Origin of the sequence: Actinoplanes sp. NPDC048967 (assembly GCF_040649415.1) — a bacterium.
GTDB lineage: Bacteria > Actinomycetota > Actinomycetes > Mycobacteriales > Micromonosporaceae > Actinoplanes.
In genome coordinates this window covers 287,279-302,981 of record NZ_JBEZFL010000007.1, presented here as the reverse complement: position 1 = coordinate 302,981, position 15,703 = coordinate 287,279, and the positions used below count along the sequence as shown (strand labels likewise).

General features: G+C 71.9%; 17 protein-coding genes. 7 read left to right on the top strand and 10 right to left on the bottom strand.

Translation table 11 applies throughout. The features are described 5' to 3' along the window. The first annotated feature begins 34 nt into the window (after positions 1 to 34). The 3 genes from AB0C12_RS29635 to AB0C12_RS29625 are packed head-to-tail and all read left to right on the top strand — an operon-like array spanning position 35 to position 1,637. Positions 35 to 634, top strand: a complete 600-nt coding sequence (locus tag AB0C12_RS29635; RefSeq protein ID WP_360553122.1) for a sulfite oxidase-like oxidoreductase — start codon at positions 35 to 37, stop codon at positions 632 to 634. Further along, positions 604 to 1,353 (top strand): ferredoxin reductase, encoded by a 750-nt coding sequence (locus tag AB0C12_RS29630; protein ID WP_360553121.1) that lies wholly within the window; start codon positions 604 to 606, stop codon positions 1,351 to 1,353. The genes AB0C12_RS29635 and AB0C12_RS29630 overlap by 31 nt, the downstream gene beginning before the upstream one ends. Continuing rightward, complete coding sequence (locus tag AB0C12_RS29625; protein WP_360553120.1) at positions 1,350 to 1,637, top strand: DUF6510 family protein; 288 nt, start codon at positions 1,350 to 1,352, stop codon at positions 1,635 to 1,637. Before AB0C12_RS29630 ends, AB0C12_RS29625 begins: the two co-directional genes overlap by 4 nt. Before the next feature lie 114 nt (positions 1,638 to 1,751). On the opposite strand, the gene AB0C12_RS29620 is transcribed toward AB0C12_RS29625, so the two are convergent. After that, the gene (locus tag AB0C12_RS29620; RefSeq protein ID WP_360553119.1) at positions 1,752 to 2,150 is read right to left on the bottom strand and encodes a hypothetical protein; all 399 of its coding nucleotides are present in this window, start codon (positions 2,148 to 2,150) and stop codon (positions 1,752 to 1,754) included. Between the two features lie 239 nt (positions 2,151 to 2,389). Between AB0C12_RS29620 and AB0C12_RS29615 the strand changes: the two genes are divergently transcribed. Further along, positions 2,390 to 3,193 (top strand): SGNH/GDSL hydrolase family protein, encoded by an 804-nt coding sequence (locus AB0C12_RS29615; protein ID WP_360553118.1) that lies wholly within the window; start codon positions 2,390 to 2,392, stop codon positions 3,191 to 3,193. Between the two features lie 107 nt (positions 3,194 to 3,300). On the opposite strand, the gene AB0C12_RS29610 is transcribed toward AB0C12_RS29615, so the two are convergent. The 4 genes from AB0C12_RS29610 to AB0C12_RS29595 form a co-directional block, all read right to left on the bottom strand. After that, a complete protein-coding gene (locus AB0C12_RS29610) occupies positions 3,301 to 4,083 on the bottom strand; it encodes a DinB family protein (RefSeq protein WP_360553117.1) in 783 nt (260 codons plus the stop codon). A gap of 76 nt (positions 4,084 to 4,159) precedes the next feature. Then, complete coding sequence (gene tuf, locus AB0C12_RS29605; protein ID WP_360553116.1) at positions 4,160 to 5,347, bottom strand: elongation factor Tu; 1,188 nt, start codon at positions 5,345 to 5,347, stop codon at positions 4,160 to 4,162. 282 nt (positions 5,348 to 5,629) lie between these two features. After that, positions 5,630 to 6,412 carry a L,D-transpeptidase family protein gene (locus AB0C12_RS29600; RefSeq protein WP_360553115.1) on the bottom strand — a complete coding sequence of 261 codons (783 nt, stop codon included), beginning with the start codon at positions 6,410 to 6,412 and terminating at the stop codon, positions 5,630 to 5,632. A gap of 19 nt (positions 6,413 to 6,431) precedes the next feature. Next, complete coding sequence (locus AB0C12_RS29595; RefSeq protein ID WP_360553114.1) at positions 6,432 to 8,303, bottom strand: protein kinase; 1,872 nt, start codon at positions 8,301 to 8,303, stop codon at positions 6,432 to 6,434. A gap of 342 nt (positions 8,304 to 8,645) precedes the next feature. On the opposite strand from AB0C12_RS29595, the gene AB0C12_RS29590 reads away from it, so the two are divergent. After that, positions 8,646 to 10,736 carry a response regulator gene (locus AB0C12_RS29590; RefSeq protein ID WP_360553113.1) on the top strand — a complete coding sequence of 697 codons (2,091 nt, stop codon included), beginning with the start codon at positions 8,646 to 8,648 and terminating at the stop codon, positions 10,734 to 10,736. Here the strand turns inward: AB0C12_RS29590 and AB0C12_RS29585 are convergent. The 3 genes from AB0C12_RS29585 to AB0C12_RS29575 are packed head-to-tail and all read right to left on the bottom strand — an operon-like array spanning position 10,721 to position 12,764. Beyond that, a complete protein-coding gene (locus AB0C12_RS29585; RefSeq protein WP_360553112.1) occupies positions 10,721 to 10,888 on the bottom strand; it encodes a hypothetical protein in 168 nt (55 codons plus the stop codon). The genes AB0C12_RS29590 and AB0C12_RS29585 overlap by 16 nt on opposite strands. Next, the gene (locus AB0C12_RS29580) at positions 10,888 to 11,829 is read right to left on the bottom strand and encodes a glycoside hydrolase family 88 protein (RefSeq protein WP_360553111.1); all 942 of its coding nucleotides are present in this window, start codon (positions 11,827 to 11,829) and stop codon (positions 10,888 to 10,890) included. The genes AB0C12_RS29585 and AB0C12_RS29580 overlap by 1 nt, the downstream gene beginning before the upstream one ends. Continuing rightward, positions 11,826 to 12,764 (bottom strand): ribose-phosphate pyrophosphokinase, encoded by a 939-nt coding sequence (locus tag AB0C12_RS29575; protein ID WP_360553110.1) that lies wholly within the window; start codon positions 12,762 to 12,764, stop codon positions 11,826 to 11,828. Before AB0C12_RS29575 ends, AB0C12_RS29580 begins: the two co-directional genes overlap by 4 nt. 99 nt (positions 12,765 to 12,863) lie before the next feature. Here AB0C12_RS29575 and AB0C12_RS29570 point away from each other — a divergent pair, with 99 nt between their 5' ends. Next, positions 12,864 to 13,691, top strand: coding sequence for an ATP-binding cassette domain-containing protein (locus AB0C12_RS29570; RefSeq protein WP_360553109.1), 828 nt, complete (start codon positions 12,864 to 12,866; stop codon positions 13,689 to 13,691). On the opposite strand, the gene AB0C12_RS29565 is transcribed toward AB0C12_RS29570, so the two are convergent. Together AB0C12_RS29565 and AB0C12_RS29560 are read right to left on the bottom strand one after the other, a co-directional pair. Next, positions 13,688 to 14,161 carry an OsmC family protein gene (locus AB0C12_RS29565; protein WP_360553108.1) on the bottom strand — a complete coding sequence of 158 codons (474 nt, stop codon included), beginning with the start codon at positions 14,159 to 14,161 and terminating at the stop codon, positions 13,688 to 13,690. The genes AB0C12_RS29570 and AB0C12_RS29565 overlap by 4 nt on opposite strands. A 10-nt stretch (positions 14,162 to 14,171) precedes the next feature. After that, on the bottom strand, positions 14,172 to 14,780 hold the full coding sequence (locus tag AB0C12_RS29560) for a hypothetical protein (protein ID WP_360553107.1): 609 nt from the start codon (positions 14,778 to 14,780) through the stop codon (positions 14,172 to 14,174). 77 nt (positions 14,781 to 14,857) lie between these two features. Between AB0C12_RS29560 and AB0C12_RS29555 the strand changes: the two genes are divergently transcribed. Then, complete coding sequence (locus AB0C12_RS29555) at positions 14,858 to 15,577, top strand: MBL fold metallo-hydrolase (RefSeq protein WP_360553106.1); 720 nt, start codon at positions 14,858 to 14,860, stop codon at positions 15,575 to 15,577. Positions 15,578 to 15,703 lie beyond the last annotated feature (126 nt).

Genomic DNA, 15,703 nt, shown 5'->3' with positions numbered 1-15,703 from the left:
TCCTCGTTCATGATCATCGGGTTTACTGCTGTACATGAGCATCATCTCCCCCGGGTTCGGCGGGCGGCGCCGCTCCTCGCAGCCCGACCTGCCGCCCGGGCAGTACCTCACCCATGACTTCCCGGTGCTCTCGGCCGGACCGACGCCTCGGATCCCGCTCGACCGCTGGCAGTTCACGGTCACCGACGAGACCGGCGCCAAGCACAGCTGGTCCTGGGCGGAGTTCCAGGCCCTGCCGGCCGAGGACGTCACGGTCGACATCCACTGCGTCACCAAGTGGTCCAAGCTCGGCACCACCTGGCGGGGCGTCTCGATCGACACTCTCTTCGAGAACATCGAGACCACCGCCGACTACACGATGGTGCACGGCTACGGCGGCTACACGACCAACGTGCCGCTGGAGGACCTGCTCGACGGCAAGGCCTGGGTGGCGTACCAGTTCGACGGCGAGCCGCTCGCGCCCGAGCACGGTGGCCCGGCCCGGCTGGTGGTCCCGCACCTGTACTTCTGGAAATCGGCCAAGTGGGTCAACGGCATCGAGATGCTCCAGCAGGACGAGCCGGGCTTCTGGGAAGAGGCCGGCTACCACATGTACGGAGACCCATGGCGCGAACAGCGTTACCAGGGCGACTGACCTGGCGAGCCGCCATCGTCGAGGCGGCTCGTCAGGAGACACCGTCCGCGCGGACTCTGGTGCTGCGGGTGCCGGACTGGCCGGGGCACCTGCCCGGCCAGCACGTCGACGTGCGGCTGACCGCCCCGGACGGCTACTCGGCCCAGCGCAGCTACTCCATCGCCTCGGCCTGGCCGGACGGCGGCACGGTCGAGCTGACCGTGCAGCGCGTGGAGGACGGCGAGGTCTCGTCCTATCTGGCCGAGGACCTGCAGGTGGGCCAGCCGCTGGAGCTGCGCGGCCCGGTCGGCGGCTGGTTCGTGTGGCGCAACGCTCCCCCGCCGGTGCTGCTGCTGGCCGGCGGCTCGGGCGTCGTACCGCTGATGGCGATGATCCGGGCCCGCGGCGACGTACGCGGCCGGCAACCGTTCCGGCTGATCTACTCGGTCCGCACCCCGCAGGACGCCCTGTACGCCGATGAGCTGGCCCGCCGGGTCCGCGACGATCCGGGGCTGGACGTCCGTTTTGTCTACACCCGCAAGACCCCCGACGGCTGGCCCGATCCACCGGGCCGGCTCACCGTGGCGACGATCAACACGTACGGCTGGCCGCCGGACTTCGCGCCGGACGTGTTCGTCTGCGGCCCGACGTCGTTCGTGGAGGCGGCGGCCGACATCCTCGTCGCGCTGGGGCACGACCCGAAGAAGATCCGCACGGAACGATTCGGAGGGACGTCATGACCGAGCACGAGCTGGACGGCAACGCGATGGCCGGGGATCTGCGCGAGGTCTTCGCGGTCGATGTGACCACGGCGGTGGCCACCTGCGGCGGGTGCGGGGAGCCGAGTGTCGTCGCGCGGCTGCGGGTGTGGGGGCCGGCGCCCGGCCTGGTGGCCCGCTGCCCGTCCTGCGACGACGTGGTGCTGCGGCTGGTCCGCGGCCCGGAGCGGGCCTGGCTGGACCTGCGTGGCGCGGTCAGCCTCCAGGTCCCGATGCCGCCGCTCGGCGCACCGGCCGAGCACTGACCGGCGCGCCCGGTCCCGATGCCCGGCCGGGCTGGCCGGCGCCGGCCGCGTTGTGGCCGACCAGGTGAACGGGCAGACCTTGCCCGGCCCACCGGCCGGAGGCTGATCCGGCGGTCAGTCCCGGAAGGTGCGGCGGAGGCGCTCGGCCAGTCCGAGGGGCCGGGGTGCGGTGGCGATCCGGTCGGTGCGCGGCGGTCCGCCGGACGGTGTCGTGGGGCGGGACCGGCCGATCGGCTGGTCGTAGTCGGCGGCGGCGATCGCGTCGATGATCTGCTCGTCGGTGAAGTTCTCCGAGCCGGGGATGGACGACACGAAGCCGACCAGGACGCCGTTGCGCATCACCTGGGCCTCGAGCCCGGCCGTGCCGTCGTTGTCCCAGACCGCCTCGCGCCCGTCGGGCAGGACGACCCGGATGCCGTACTGGGTGATGCCGGCGTGCGGCAGCTTCACATGGGCGAAGACGTTACGTCCGCGCAGTGTCTCGACGACCCTCCGGGCCCGTTGCTCATCCATGCGGCGACGCTAGCCCGGATAGCTGAGCGCACGCTGAAGACCGACTGTGGCACCGGTGAAAAATCATCGCTCTGCGCGCACGGACAATGACCGCCTGACATAGATGCAGGTCACATCGACGGATGTTACTACGAGGTAACAGGAAAGTCACTGTGTTTCTTTCCTCGGGACCTTGACTTACTGTTCGGTAACCGGAGCGCTCCGGCCCCCAGTCCCCCGCGGATCCGGAGGCCACCCCGATGAGCAGACGTACCACCGTCCTCGCCTGCCTCGTCATGTCCACCCTGCTGAGCATCGTCGCGGCGACACCCGCCGCGGCCGCCACACCCCGATCCGAGTGGGACTACGTCGCGCTCGGCGACTCCTACTCCTCCGGCGTCGGCGCGTCCGGCCAGACCGGACTCTGCCTGCGCAGCGCCAACGGTTACCCCGGCCTGTGGAACGCGGCCAACGACCCGAAGTCGTACCGCTCGGTCGCCTGCGGCGGGGCCACCACGCAGACCCTGCGGTCCACCCAGCTGTGGCCGCTGACCAGTGGCACCGACCTGGTGACGCTGACCATCGGCGGCAACGACGTCGGCTTCGCGTCGACCGTCATCACCTGCACCCTGTCCAGCGACAGCAAGTGCGCGGCGACAGTCGCGTCGGCGATGCAGGTCCTGCGCACCGAGATGACCGCCAAGCTCGACGGCACGTACGCCGACATCCGCCGCAAGGCCCCCAACGCCCGGGTGGTCGTCCTCGGCTACCCGATCCTGTTCGACGATACCGTGGCCAACTGCGGGATCGGCGGCATGAGCATCGCCAAGCGCAAGTCGATCAACGGCGGCGCCGCCGAGCTCAACAAGCTGATCGCCGACCGGGCCGCCGCAGCCGGCTTCACCTGGTCGGACGTGACCGACGAGTTCGCCGGCCACGGGATCTGCGCCCCCGCCCCGTGGCTGAACGGCCTCACGGTGATCCCCGCGACCAACTCGTTCCACCCGAACGCCGCGGGCTACCGCAGCGGCTATCTCCCGGCCCTCAACGCGGCCTTGAACTGACCCTCCCTGAACCGGCCCGCCGGAACCGGCCCGTCCTGACCTGACACGCTTTGAACCGACCCGCACCGCAAATGGACGGCCCGGCAGTCAACCTGCCGGGCCGTCGGCTATCGAGCTTCCAGCACAGCCAGATCCCTCGTGGCGAAGCGGTAGTGCTCGATCTCCTCTTCGAACACGACAGCCAGACATTCAGCCACCGCGCGGACCTCGTCGGGATAGCCCGGAGCCGGTGGCCGGGTGCAGGGCCGGCCCAGGTCGGCGTCGGTCAGGCCGTGCAGGATGCCGGCGAGCACGGCCAGCCGGTCCGCCCGCGCGGCCAGGACCTCGGCCCAGGTCGGCTCGGCCGTGAGGTCGATGCCCAGGGCGGCCGCGTCCGCCGCCGCGTAGGCGGTCTGCGGAAGACCGATCCGGTGGTACGGCAGCTCCTCGTCGAGAATCGTGCGGCCGGCCCAGGAGTCGGTGATGAAGACGAGGTGGCGCAGCGTCTCGGCGAAGGACCACTCGCCGTCCACCCGCTCGTCACGGACCGGCCCGGGCAGGGCCTCCGCCCGGGCGACGGCCGCCGACCACAGCCCGGTGACCGTGTCGGCCATGGCCCGGAAGCCGTCGGCGTCCTGGATCTCCCGCAGCTGCACCCGTTCCGGATGCCCGCGGTCGAGCTCGGCCGCCACGAAGCTGGTGACGTCGACGCCGTTGACGCGCAGACCGTCGACGTGACCTGACAGGTCGACGCCGACCAGCCAGGAGTCGACGACCTTGACGCCGGTGAGATCGCAGTCGACCACCGTGACGCCGGTCAGATCAGCGACCTCGACGCGGGTGCCACGGAACCGGGCGGTGTCCCGGTGCGCGCCGGCGGACCAGCGGTGGGGACCGAACTGTGCAGCCATCCCGCCATCCTGCCGCACCCGTCGACGGTCTGCGCACGCAGCGAACGGGGCCACCCGCGGGTGGCCCCGTCCCCGTTCAGTCCAGCAGTTCCTTGACCGTGCCCGCGGCGACGGTGTGGCCGCCTTCGCGGACCGCGAAGCCGAGACCGACGTCCATCGCCACCTCCTTGCCCAGGTGCACCGTCAGGTCGACCGTGTCACCCGGCATGACCATCGGCAGCTCGCCGAGGTCGATCGCGCCGGACACGTCCGTGGTGCGAAAGAAGAACTGCGGGCGGTAGTTCGCCACGAACGGCGTGTGCCGGCCACCCTCCTCCTTCGTCAGCGCGTACATGGTCGCCGTGAAGCTCTTGTGCGGCTTGACGCTGCCCGGCAGCGCCACGACCTGGCCGCGCTGCACCTGGTCGCGCTTGATCCCGCGGAGCAGGATCGCCGCGTTGTCACCGGCCTGCGCGGTCGGCAGGCTCTTGCCGAACGTCTCGAGCCCGGTCGCGACCGTGCTGAGCGTCTCACCGAGACCGACGACCTCGACCGGGTCGCCGACGCGCAGCGTGCCGCGCTCGATCTTGCCGGTGACCACGGTGCCGCGGCCGCTGATGGTGAGCACGTTCTCGATCGGCATCAGGAACGGCTCCCCCAGCTCCCGCTCGGGCACCGGCACGTACGCGTCCACGGCGTCGAGCAGCTCCACGATGGACCGGGTCCACCGCGGGTCGCCCTCGAGGGCCTTCAGCGCGCTCACGCGCACCACCGGGACCTCGTCGCCGGGGAAGCCGTACTCGCCGAGCAGCTCACGCACCTCCAGCTCGACCAGGTCGAGCAGCTCCTCGTCGGCGACCGCGTCGCTCTTGTTGAGCGCCACGACCAGGTACGGCACCCCGACCCGCTGGGCCAGCAGCACGTGCTCGCGGGTCTGCGGCATGGCGCCGTCCTGCGCCGAGACGACGAGGATCGCGCCGTCCACCTGCGCCGCCCCCGTGATCATGTTCTTCACGTAGTCGGCGTGCCCCGGCATGTCGACGTGGGCATAGTGCCGGGCCGCGGTCTCGTACTCGACGTGGGAGATGTTGATGGTGATGCCGCGCAGCGCCTCCTCCGGCGCCTTGTCGATGCCCTCGAAGGCGACGAACCGGTTGGCGGCCGGGTCGCGGTCGGCGAGGACCTTCGTGATGGCGGCGGTCAGGGTCGTCTTGCCGTGGTCGACGTGACCCATCGTGCCGATGTTCAGGTGTGGCTTGGTCCGGACGAACTGGCTCTTGGCCATGATGATGCTGTCCTCACTTGGCCTTTCGCATGGGTTTTCCGCTGCGGATCGGCTGAGTTGCGAGAAACGATCGGGTCGAAGGTGGAACGCGAGCCTTGCCCAGGGACGCGCGCCAGAACCGCGCAGCTACCCTTCCCCGGGTTCTGCTGCGGCTTGGGGAAGGGTCAGCTTCGCGTATCGCACGCGGGAGCGGCCAGCGGGGAGAACCCCGCGGGCAGCTGCAGACCGGGTGCGAACATGCGGATCACGGTAGGCGGTAACGCCGGAACCGGCGACCTTATTTCACACCTTGCCGAGGTCGGCCGTCGGCGCCATCACGATGCGCGGCAACTGGGCCGGATCGAGCCACTGGAGCACCCGGACCACGTCGCTGCGGCTCAGCGACACGCAACCGGCCGTCGAGCCGGCGCCCTTGACGTGCAGGAAGATCGCCGAGCCGCGCTTGACGTTGGCCGGCTTGCTGGTGACGTACTGGCCGTGGGTCGCGTCCCAGGTGATCGAGGTGGGCGCCGGGCGGTTGTAGTCGATGACGGCCGCGAACTCGTACTGCGTGGGGTACGCGGCCAGCCGTTCGGCCTCGCCCGTACGCCAGGTGCGCTGGGCCGACGCCGACGGCTGGAACATGTTGTAGGTCTTGGGGTCCTTGTTGTCGCCGACCCAGTAGTCGTTGGTGTCGGCCCGGGTCCACGGCATCTTGGTGCTGGGGCCGTTCTTCAACCCGAAGGTCTGGGTGATCCGGAAGGTGCCCATCGGTGTGGTGCCGGAGTCCTGGATCCGCTGCCCCGCCCAGGCCCAGCCGGCATAACCGTTGCGCGCCGCCATCGCCGGGAACTTCGCCGTCCAGGTCTTGCCGTCGGCGCCCAGCTGGTACGTGTACACCGTCGAGTACGAGGAGCCGCGCGACTTGCCGACCACGACGACCACCTGCCGGGAGTCGGCGACCTTGGCCAGCTTGGTCGGGTGGTACGGCGGGACCGCGGCGGCGTCGGCGGACATCGCCCGCACCACGCCGAGACCGGACACGACAGCGCCGAGCACGATCCCGGCCGCGAGCAACCTACGCATAGTTCACGGACGATACCGCTCACCAGTCGAAGGCGCTGCCCCTCGCGACCTTGGCCCCGCCGTACCGGCTCTCGCCGAAGGTCCACGACATGATCACCTGATAGCGGCGGCCCTTGACCGGCTCGATCGTCAGGGGCCCGCAGACCCGGGTCGGCTGGGCCTTGGTGAAGGTCAGGCCGGTGCAGACCTTCGGGGTGCCGACCGTACGGCCGGAGCTGAGGTCCTGCAGAGCGACGGCGATCCGGCCCTCGCCCGGGGTGGGGGCGGTCAGCAGCGCCTGGATCCGTACCCGGCTGCCCAGCGCGTGGCAGGGGCTGACCACCAGCGGGGTGAAACCGGCCATGCCGAACTCGCGCTTGCAGGTGTACGGGCCGTACGGCTGGGCCTCCTTGACCCGGGGTTTCGGCGTGGTCCTGCGGGTGGCCGCCGGCCGGGCCGGGGTCAGCGCCTGCGCGGCGACCGCGGCGCTGGTGGGCCGGCGCCGCTGGGCGACGGGCTCGTGGGAGGCGCTGGTCCGGGCGGCCGGGGCCGAGCGGGATGCGGCGACCGGGCCCGACGGCCGGCCCGCCGGCAGCATCGGCTCGGCCGTCGCGGCTCCGGCCTGCTGGCCCGGGGTACGGACGAGGTGCCAGGCCGTGGTGGCGACGCCGGAGGCCAGCATCGCGGCCGAGACCACCGCGATGGTCGCCCAGGGCCGGCCCCAGCGCCAGCTCGCCGGCTGGTTGCGGCGCCGCGGCACCGGCAGTCGCACGCCGGCCAGCGACGGGTGGACCGGCTTCGGCACCTCCGGGCCGGCGGCGCGCGGCTTTCGCTCCTCCCCGGCGCGCGGCTTCCGCTCATCCCCGCCGGGAGCGGGCCGGGGTGACGCAGATTCATCCCCGGCGCGGGCGAGCGCAGACTCGTCCGCGGCGCGGGCCGACCGGGACGACGCAGACTCGTCCGCGGCGAGGACGAGCCGGGACGAGACGGGCTCGGCGGCGGGCCGCTCGGGCCGCGGCAGCGCGGGAGCGTCCCCCGCCGCGCGGGCCACGGCACTCAGCTCGGCGATCAGCTCGCCGGCGGTCGGGCGGAGCCGGGGCTTCTGCTCCAGGCAACCGGTGATGATCTGCCAGAGCGGATCGGGGATGCCCGGCAACCGCTGCGGGTGGCCCTCCAGGTGCAGCCGCATCAGGTCGTGGACGGTGTCGCTGTCGTACGGCGGCCGCCCGCACACCATCTCGTAGAGCAGCACCCCGAGGGCGTAGATGTCGGCCGCGGGGCTGACCGTGGCGCTGTGGAACGCCTCCGGCGCCATGTAGTGCGGGGTGCCGACGACGGCGTGGGTGGTGGTGAGGCTCGGGGTGTTGAGGACCCGGGCGATGCCGAAGTCGGTGAGGCGGGTGTCGAGCTCGCCGTCCGTACGGTGCAGCAGGATGTTGTCGGGTTTGAGGTCGCGATGGATGATGCCGAGCTCGTGCGCCTCGGCCAGCGCGGCCGCCACCTGCGCGGCGAGGCGGGCCGCCTCGCCGGGCTTCAGGGTGTGCTGCTCGCGCAGGTATTCACGCAGGCTGCCGCCGGGGACCAGGTCCATCACCAGGCCCAGCGACTCGCCGACGCTGAACAGGTCCCGGACCCGCACCACGTTGCGGTGGCGCAGCATCAGCAGGATCGTGCGCTCCTGCACGAAGCGGGTGACCAGCTTGGGCTGCCGGAGCAGGCTCTCGTGCAGCAGCTTGACCGCGACCGGCTCGCCGGAGGCCCGGTCGACCCCCCGCCAGACCGTGCCCGTCGCGCCCTGCCCGATGGGACGGACGAGGATGTACGAACTGCCGACGCACCGCCCGCTGAGATCGAGGGTCGACGCGCCGTCCGAATCCGGGCGTACGCCGCTGCTCGTGGGATCCTGATCCACCTGTGGTCGTGTCCTTCCGCCGCTGCGGTGCTCTGCCAACCTTCGCTGTACCGAGGCCTTCGCTGACCAGGCGGAATGATGGTGTTTGTCCGGATCAAAAGGCAAATGCATGCGTCGGAGTTCGCATCCTGGGTAGTTGTGCGGGGTCGCCCGTCACCCCGGTGGCACCGCGTCGTTCCAGCCCATCGAGACCTCGTGAACAGCGAAAACTCCGCGGACGGCCGACGCTGGGACCCGCCGGGCGGGTGTGACGGGTGGGAACATCCTCGGCCGGACGGTTGCTTTGCCGGGAAACGACCACGACGCCCCGCGCTATTGCAGATAGTGAACGACATGGGTGTCATGGCTTATCCCCTCCGATACGCGCTGGCCGATCTGGCCCTGGCGCTCAGCCGCGCCTCCCAGGATGCGGCGACCGTGTGCGCGACCGCGGCCCAGGCCGCGGCCGACATGCTCGGCGACGGCGCCGGCGTCCAGCTGTTGCGCGACGACGGCCGGTACGACGCGATCACGTTCCACCATCCCGACGACGAGCTGAACGGGCCGTACGCCCGACTGCTCGACCGGGAGGGTGAACTGCCCGACGACGACTTCTCCACGGGGCTGGCCGCCAGCCGCCGGCCCGTGGTGCTGGCCGCCGAGGGCACCGAACCGCTGAGCGAGCTGCCCCGGCCCCGGCACCAGGCGTACGTGGACCCGGGCGGCCAGCCGCCGGCCGTGCACTCGGCCGTGCTGTGCCCGGTGATCGTGGACAACACCTACGCCGGCTACCTGGTGCTGGTCCGCGCCACCCCGGGCTCCGGCTACTCCGAGGCCGAGGTCGAGCTGGCCCGCGACATCGCCGGCGAGCTGTCCCTGGCGCTGTCGTCGGCCCGGGCCATGGAGCGGCTGCGGGCCAGCGAGGAACGCTACCGCCGGGTGCTGGAGACCATCCCCGAGGGCGTGCTCCAGCTCGACGCGGACGGCGTGGCCACGTACGCCAACGAGCCGATCGGCGTCGTCCTCGGCCTGCCCCGGGCCCAGCTGGTCGGGGTCTCGCTGCGCGGCTTCCTGGACGAACGCGGCCAGGCCGAGCTGATGCGCCGGCTGGCCGAGTGCCGGGCCGGGCGGTCCACGGTCGGCGGCGCCCGGCTGATGCGCGCCGACGGCTCACAGCGCAGTGTGCGGATGAGCATGATGCCGCTGACCGACGAGCACGGCCAGCACCTCGGCGTGCTGTGCATGATCACCGACACCACCGACCACATCGACACCAAGGGGCTCAAGCGCCAGCTCGACCACCTGCGCCGGCTGGACAGCATGAGCCAGCTCATCGGCGGCATCTCGCACGATTTCAACAACCTGATGACCGTCGTGCAGGGCTCCGCCGACATGATCGCGACGACCACGGCCGAGGGCTCGCCGCAGCACCAGATGGCCAAGGACATCATGGACGCGGTCAGCACCGGCCGGACGCTGACCCATCAGCTGCTGGCGTTCGGGCGCACCGAGGGCAACCGGCCCGAGGTCATCCCGATCCCCGACCTGCTGACCGACGTGCAGAGCCTGTTCAGCCGGACCCTGGGCGAGCGGATCGGCCTCGACCTGGCCTTCGGGCCGGACGTCTGGCCGGTCCGGGCCGAGCGCGGCCCGCTCGAGCAGGCGCTGGTCAACCTGGCCGCGAACGCCCGCGACGCGATGCTGCACGGCGGCATGCTGCGGGTGGCGGCGACCAACGAGGTGGTGGCGCCGGGGCAGCTCGCCGAGGGTGCGCCGACCGGCCGGCTGGTGCACATGGTCATCCAGGACACCGGTACGGGCATGTCCGACGAGACCCGCCGGCGGGCGCTGGAGCCGTTCTTCACCACCCGGCCCACCGCGGCCGGACTGGGCCTGGCCACCGCCGCGGGCGTCGTGCAGAGCATCGGCGGCCACATCTCGCTGGAGTCGCAGCCCCGAATGGGCACCACCGTGCACCTCTACCTGCCCGCGGCCGAGGAACGGCCCGCCCCGGCGGTGGACCGGCAGAGCACCCCGTCGGTGATCGGCCGGGTGCTGATCGTCGAGGACCAGCCCGAGGTGGCCCAGCTGGTGCAGCGGCTGATCGCGCCGGCCGGCTACGAGATCACCGTGGCCACCGACGCGCTGACGGCGGTGACCCAGGTGGCCGCGGGCGCGCACCCGGACCTGCTGATCACCGACGTGGTGATGCCGGCGATGACCGGGCCGGAGCTGGCCGCGGCGCTGCGGACGCACCACCCGGACCTGCCGGTGCTCTACATGTCCGGTTACACGGCGGCGTCGCTGGGCCCGCAGCTGCACCTGGACGCGAACAGCATGCTGGTGGAGAAGCCGTTCACCCGCTCGACGCTGCTGGGGGCGATCCGCTCGCTCTGCGGGCCGCAGCCGGTCCCGCAGGCGGCCGCACCGGCCGTCCCTCAGCCCGGGGCCTGACCACCGCGGCTGAGACCGAGCAGGACCGAGGCGAGCACGAGGACGCCCAGGCCGAGCCAGACCCAGGCGGGCGAGGCCCAGTGCTGGTTGGCCAGGTAGCCGGCGATCAGGCCGGCCCCGGCGCCGAGCAGCAGCAGACCCGCGCCACGCATCAGCTGCCCCCCGGCCGGGCCGGGCCGACCGCACAGGCGGCCAGCAGGTGGAACGCCTGCGCCTCGGCGGACCAGCCGGCCCGGTCGAACGACGGCGAACCGCACGCGCCGCGGACGATGCCGTACCGGTCGACCTCGCGGGTGGCCGCGGCCAGCAGGTCCCGGCCGGTCGCGGCGTAGGCCTCCGGCAGCCAGCCGTCGGCCGCGCCCACCGCCGCCGCGTAGGAGAACATCTGCGCCGCGTTGGTCTCCCGGAACGTCGCCGGGTCGTCCAGCACGTCGTGGAACAGCCCGTCCGGCCGGCGCAGCGCCAGGCAGGCGTCCAGCACCTCCCGGGCGTGCGCGGCCAGCTCGTCGCGTTGCGGCAGCCCGGGCACCAGCCGCAGGGTGCGCGCGATACCGGCGACCACCCAGCCGTTGCCGCCGCCCCAGTGGTCGGCGCGGCGGAGCGTTCCGGTCTCCTCCGACCAGATCGCCGCGTACAGCCCGTCCCGGCACAGCCGCCGGCGATGCCCCTCCAGCTGGGCCACGGCCAGGTCGCCCCGGCCGGAGAGCGCCAGGAAGGGCAGCACCATGTAGACCGTGTCGGCCCACATCTCGCGGGCGCCGAGCATGTGGAACAGCGTGCCGTCGGCGGCCCGCGGTGCGTCGTCGGTCAGCCAGGCGAGCTGGCGCCGGGCCGCGACGGCGAAAAGCTCTCCCCCGGTACGGCGGTGAGCGGCCAGCACGGCCTCCCCGCAGGCCGCCCCGTTGACCACCCCCGGCTCGTCCACGTCACCGAGCCGTCCGTCCGCCGCCTGCCGGGCCACCGCCGCCTCGGCCAGCAGCAGCGCGAGGTCGTCCCGCCCCAGGTCCAGGGCGGCCTGCGCGGCGACACCCTGCTCCCACGACTGGCGCTGCACGGCCAGCAACGCGGACAGCACCGCCTCCAGGCGACTCATGCGAACAAGGCGCTGACCGACTCGCCGTTGTGGATCCGGCGCATCGCCTCGGCCAGCGCCGGGGCCACGGACAGCACGGTCAGCTTGTCGGTGTGGTGGTCCTTGGGGATGGGCACCGTGTTGGTGCAGACGATCTCCTCGATGTCCTTCTCGGCCGACAGCCGGGCCACCGCGTCCGCGGCGAACAACCCGTGCGTGCAGGCCACCCGGACGCTGCGGACGTTGCGCTCGCGCAGCCGGGCCAGCAGCTCGAAGACGGTGCTGCCCTTGGCGATCTCGTCGTCCAGCACGATCACGTCCCGGTCGGCCACCTCGCCGATCACCGAGCTGATCACCACCTTGTCGTCGGCGAAACGCTGCTTGGCGCCGGCCGCGACCTCGATGCCGAGCAGCCGGGCGAACGCCGCGGCCTCCTTGGCGTTGCCGAGGTCCGGGGAGACCACGACGGTGTTGCTCAGGTCGTAGCCCCGGAAGTGGTGGGCCAGCTCGCGCAGGGCGTGCAGGTGGTCCACCGGGACGCTGAAGAAGCCGTGGACCTGCGGAGAGTGCAAGGTCATGGCCAGGATGCGGTGTGCGCCGGCGGTCTGCAACAGGTCCGCGACGAGCCGGCCACCGATCGAGATGCGCGGCGCGTCCTTCTTGTCGCTGCGGGCGTACGCGTAGTGCGGCAGCACCACGGTGATCCGCCCGGCGGAGGCCCCGCGGGCGGCGTCGAGCATGAAGAGCAGCTCGACCAGGTTCTCCTGGACGGGCGGCACGAGCGGCTGGATGAGGAAGACGTCCCGTTCCCGGCAGTTGCCCTGCAGTTGCACCTCTATGCAGTCGTTGGCGAACCGGGAGGTCTTGGTGGGTAGCAGCGGCACGCCCAGGTGATCACAGATCTCGGCTGCCAGCTCCGGGTGGGCACTCCCGGTGAAAACCGCGATGTCACGCACGGGCACCACCCTAAGCGCTGCGGCGCCGACACCACGGAGCGACCTGCTCGGCGCGCGCGTGGGTACCTCCGACGAGCGGATCTTCGCTAGCGTGGGCCCATGAACGGACTAGCCGTGGCCTGCCGCCGGGTGGTGCACATCTACCGTGCCGAGGCCGGTGACGTGGTCGCGCTGGCGGGCGTCGACCTGTCCATCGCGCCCGGTGAGACCCTCGCCCTGGTCGGGCCCTCGGGATCGGGCAAGTCGACGCTGATCGCCCTGCTCGCGGGGCTCATGCGCCCGTCGGCCGGCCGGATCAACATCGGCACGTACGACATGGGCAAGCTCTCCGACGCCGAGATCTCCCGGCTGCGCGGCACCGAGGTGGGGGTGGTGTTGCAGGGGGCGGCGCGCAACCTGCTGCCGTACGCGTCGCTGCACCGCAACATCTGGCTGGCCCAGCGCCGCGCCGCGCACACCCGCGGCATCGAGCTCGATGACCCGGACCGCATCCTCGACCTGGTCGGGCTGCCCGGGCAGGGCCGGGCGAGGATCGCCGAGCTGACCCCGGGCGCCCGGCAGCGGGCCGCCCTGGCGGTCGGCATCGCGGCCGGTCCGGGCCTGCTGCTGGTGGACGAGCCGACCAGCCGGCTGGACACGGCGGGCCGCAACGAGGTGCTGGCGGCGATGGAGACGGTCAACGCCGAACGGCAGACGACGATCGTGGTGGTCACCCACGACAACGAGGTGGGCGCGCGGCTGGGCCGGGCGGTGACGATCCGCGACGGCCGGGTCGGCGCGGAGGGCCGCGACGGCCAGGACTTCGCGGTGGTGGCCGGGGACGGCACGGTGCAGCTGCCCCCGGAGGTCCTGGGCAACTATCCGCCGGGCACGCTCTTCACGGTCGACCACGAGAACGGCACGGTCACGCTGGTCCCGGGCGGCTAGCTCCCGTCCTCCCGCTCCGGGACGGTCCGCACGGTCGGGTTGATCCTGATCGTGGAGTTCAGCGAGTTGGCGATGTAGCACTCGTGGTGGGCCTGCTCGACCAGCGCGAGCACCAGCTTCTCGTCGGTACCGGGGGCCACGTCGATCACCGGCGCGAGTTCGATGAGCTCGATCCGCGCCCGGCGCAGATCCTCGCTGAGATGCCCGACCGCCTCGTCGGTGTAGCTCACCACGTCCACGTGCCGGCGTGCGGCCAGCGACAGGAAGGACAGCAGCTGGCAGGAGCCGGCCGCCATGACGACAAGCTGCTCGGGATTCAGCAGGGCGGCGTCACCCCGGAAATGCGGATCAGCACTGAGCCGCAGGGAGTCATCGGCCGCGGCGGCGGTGTGGGCACGTGAGTAGAAACGGTAGCCCGCGCCGGTCGAGCCGTCCCACGCCAGCCGGGCGGTGTGCACCAACTTCTCCATGCACCCCAAGTTAGCGGGGAGAGCGCCGGCCGCCGTGCGAGGCGACCAGGGCGTCGGCCACGAGGGCGGCGTCCGCGTCGGCGATCTCTCCCGGATACTCCGGCAGGAGGTCGTCCCAGACGACCAGCCACGAGCCGTACAGCTGGGCCTGGCCCTCCGGCCGGGCGAAGAACCAGACGTGCAGGTGGGCGCCGCCGTCGCCGATGCGGTAGACGTGGGCCCGCGAGATGTGCGGCAGGGCCTGTACGTGGCGGACGATCCGGGTGGTCAGCAGCCCCAGCTCGGCGGCCATCTCGTCGGGCAGGTCGGCCATGTCGTAGTGGTCGCGGGGGTACAGCATCAGGACCAGCGGCACGCCGACCCCGGGGATCCGGGCCAGCCGCCAGTGCTCGTTGAACCAGATCCCCTCGTCCCGGTGGCGGCAGTCGTTGCAGTCCGACGGGTCCTCGCCGTGGCGTGGGGGCTCGGGCAGCACCGGCGGGCGCAGCGGGGAGACACGCAGCCCGTCCGGCTCGAACGGGCTGATGTCCCACCCCGTCATGCGGGCCAGCGGCAGCCGGCGCTCGGCGTCAGCGACGCTGACGGCGCGGTCGTAGAACTCATCGGGTCGCAAAGCCATGCCGCGAACCCTAGTGGGCCTGAGCGCCCGGCCGCCCGCCCCTGATCGACGATGTACGTTGTGGACGGAGGACGCGAATGGTGAACGCGCTGCGGCATCTCGCCGGCCGGGTGTGGCTGTACCCGCACGACCCGGATCCCGCCAAGGTGCAGGGTTGTGTGGCGGTGATCGCCGACGACGCGGGGAGCCTGCTGGTCGACGCCGGCAACAGCCCGGCCGTGGCCCGACGCGTGCGCGAGGCCGTCGCGACCGCCGGTCTCCCCCTCCCACGCCGGCTGATCTACACCCACCACCACTGGGATCATGTCTGGGGCGCCTGCGCGTGGCCCGAGGTCGAGGTCGTCGGCCACCGCGCCGGGGCACGCATGCTGCGGACCGACGCCGGCCGGCCGTGGAGCGAGGCGTACGTGCGGGAGCTGGCCGCCGCCGACAAGCGGATGATCCCGAGCTGCACGGCCCGCAGCGCGGCGATGTCGGGGCTCTGGGACGGCTTCAGCGTCATCCCGCCGCACGTCGAGTTCGATGACACGCTCACGCTGCCCGGCGGCGTCGAGGTGCGGCACGTCGGCGGCGGCCACGCCGAGGATTCCACCGTGGTGGCCGTGCCGGACTCCGGCGTGTTGTTGCTGGGCGACTCGTTCTATCCGCCGCCTCTGCACCTGCGGCAGCCGGAGGACGGGCTCGACGTCGCCTTGATCCGCCACCTACTCACCGACTACCCACCCACCCGCTACTCGTGGTACGTCGACAGCCATGACGATCCGAGACCGAGCACGACCTTGCATCGCATGCTGTGAGCGTCGGTATCGACGCGTGAGATCACCTTCACAACGTCCGGACCAATACTGCGAAAAGGCGCCTCGCAGGACCGGACAGCGGGTATTGGACTTGCTGTTGATGCCCTTTCAACTCGAGGTGGCGAA

Coding starts and splice junctions, on each gene's coding strand:
- AB0C12_RS29635 (WP_360553122.1), top strand. CDS start 35: ATGAGCATCATCTCCCCCGGGTTCGGCGGGCGGCGCCGCTCCTCGCAG.
- AB0C12_RS29630 (WP_360553121.1), top strand. CDS start 604: ATGGCGCGAACAGCGTTACCAGGGCGACTGACCTGGCGAGCCGCCATC.
- AB0C12_RS29625 (WP_360553120.1), top strand. CDS start 1,350: ATGACCGAGCACGAGCTGGACGGCAACGCGATGGCCGGGGATCTGCGC.
- AB0C12_RS29620 (WP_360553119.1), bottom strand. CDS start 2,150: ATGGATGAGCAACGGGCCCGGAGGGTCGTCGAGACACTGCGCGGACGT.
- AB0C12_RS29615 (WP_360553118.1), top strand. CDS start 2,390: ATGAGCAGACGTACCACCGTCCTCGCCTGCCTCGTCATGTCCACCCTG.
- AB0C12_RS29610 (WP_360553117.1), bottom strand. CDS start 4,083: ATGGCTGCACAGTTCGGTCCCCACCGCTGGTCCGCCGGCGCGCACCGG.
- tuf (WP_360553116.1), bottom strand. CDS start 5,347: ATGGCCAAGAGCCAGTTCGTCCGGACCAAGCCACACCTGAACATCGGC.
- AB0C12_RS29600 (WP_360553115.1), bottom strand. CDS start 6,412: ATGCGTAGGTTGCTCGCGGCCGGGATCGTGCTCGGCGCTGTCGTGTCC.
- AB0C12_RS29590 (WP_360553113.1), top strand. CDS start 8,646: ATGGCTTATCCCCTCCGATACGCGCTGGCCGATCTGGCCCTGGCGCTC.
- AB0C12_RS29585 (WP_360553112.1), bottom strand. CDS start 10,888: ATGCGTGGCGCGGGTCTGCTGCTGCTCGGCGCCGGGGCCGGCCTGATC.
- AB0C12_RS29580 (WP_360553111.1), bottom strand. CDS start 11,829: ATGAGTCGCCTGGAGGCGGTGCTGTCCGCGTTGCTGGCCGTGCAGCGC.
- AB0C12_RS29570 (WP_360553109.1), top strand. CDS start 12,864: ATGAACGGACTAGCCGTGGCCTGCCGCCGGGTGGTGCACATCTACCGT.
- AB0C12_RS29565 (WP_360553108.1), bottom strand. CDS start 14,161: ATGGAGAAGTTGGTGCACACCGCCCGGCTGGCGTGGGACGGCTCGACC.
- AB0C12_RS29560 (WP_360553107.1), bottom strand. CDS start 14,780: ATGGCTTTGCGACCCGATGAGTTCTACGACCGCGCCGTCAGCGTCGCT.
- AB0C12_RS29555 (WP_360553106.1), top strand. CDS start 14,858: ATGGTGAACGCGCTGCGGCATCTCGCCGGCCGGGTGTGGCTGTACCCG.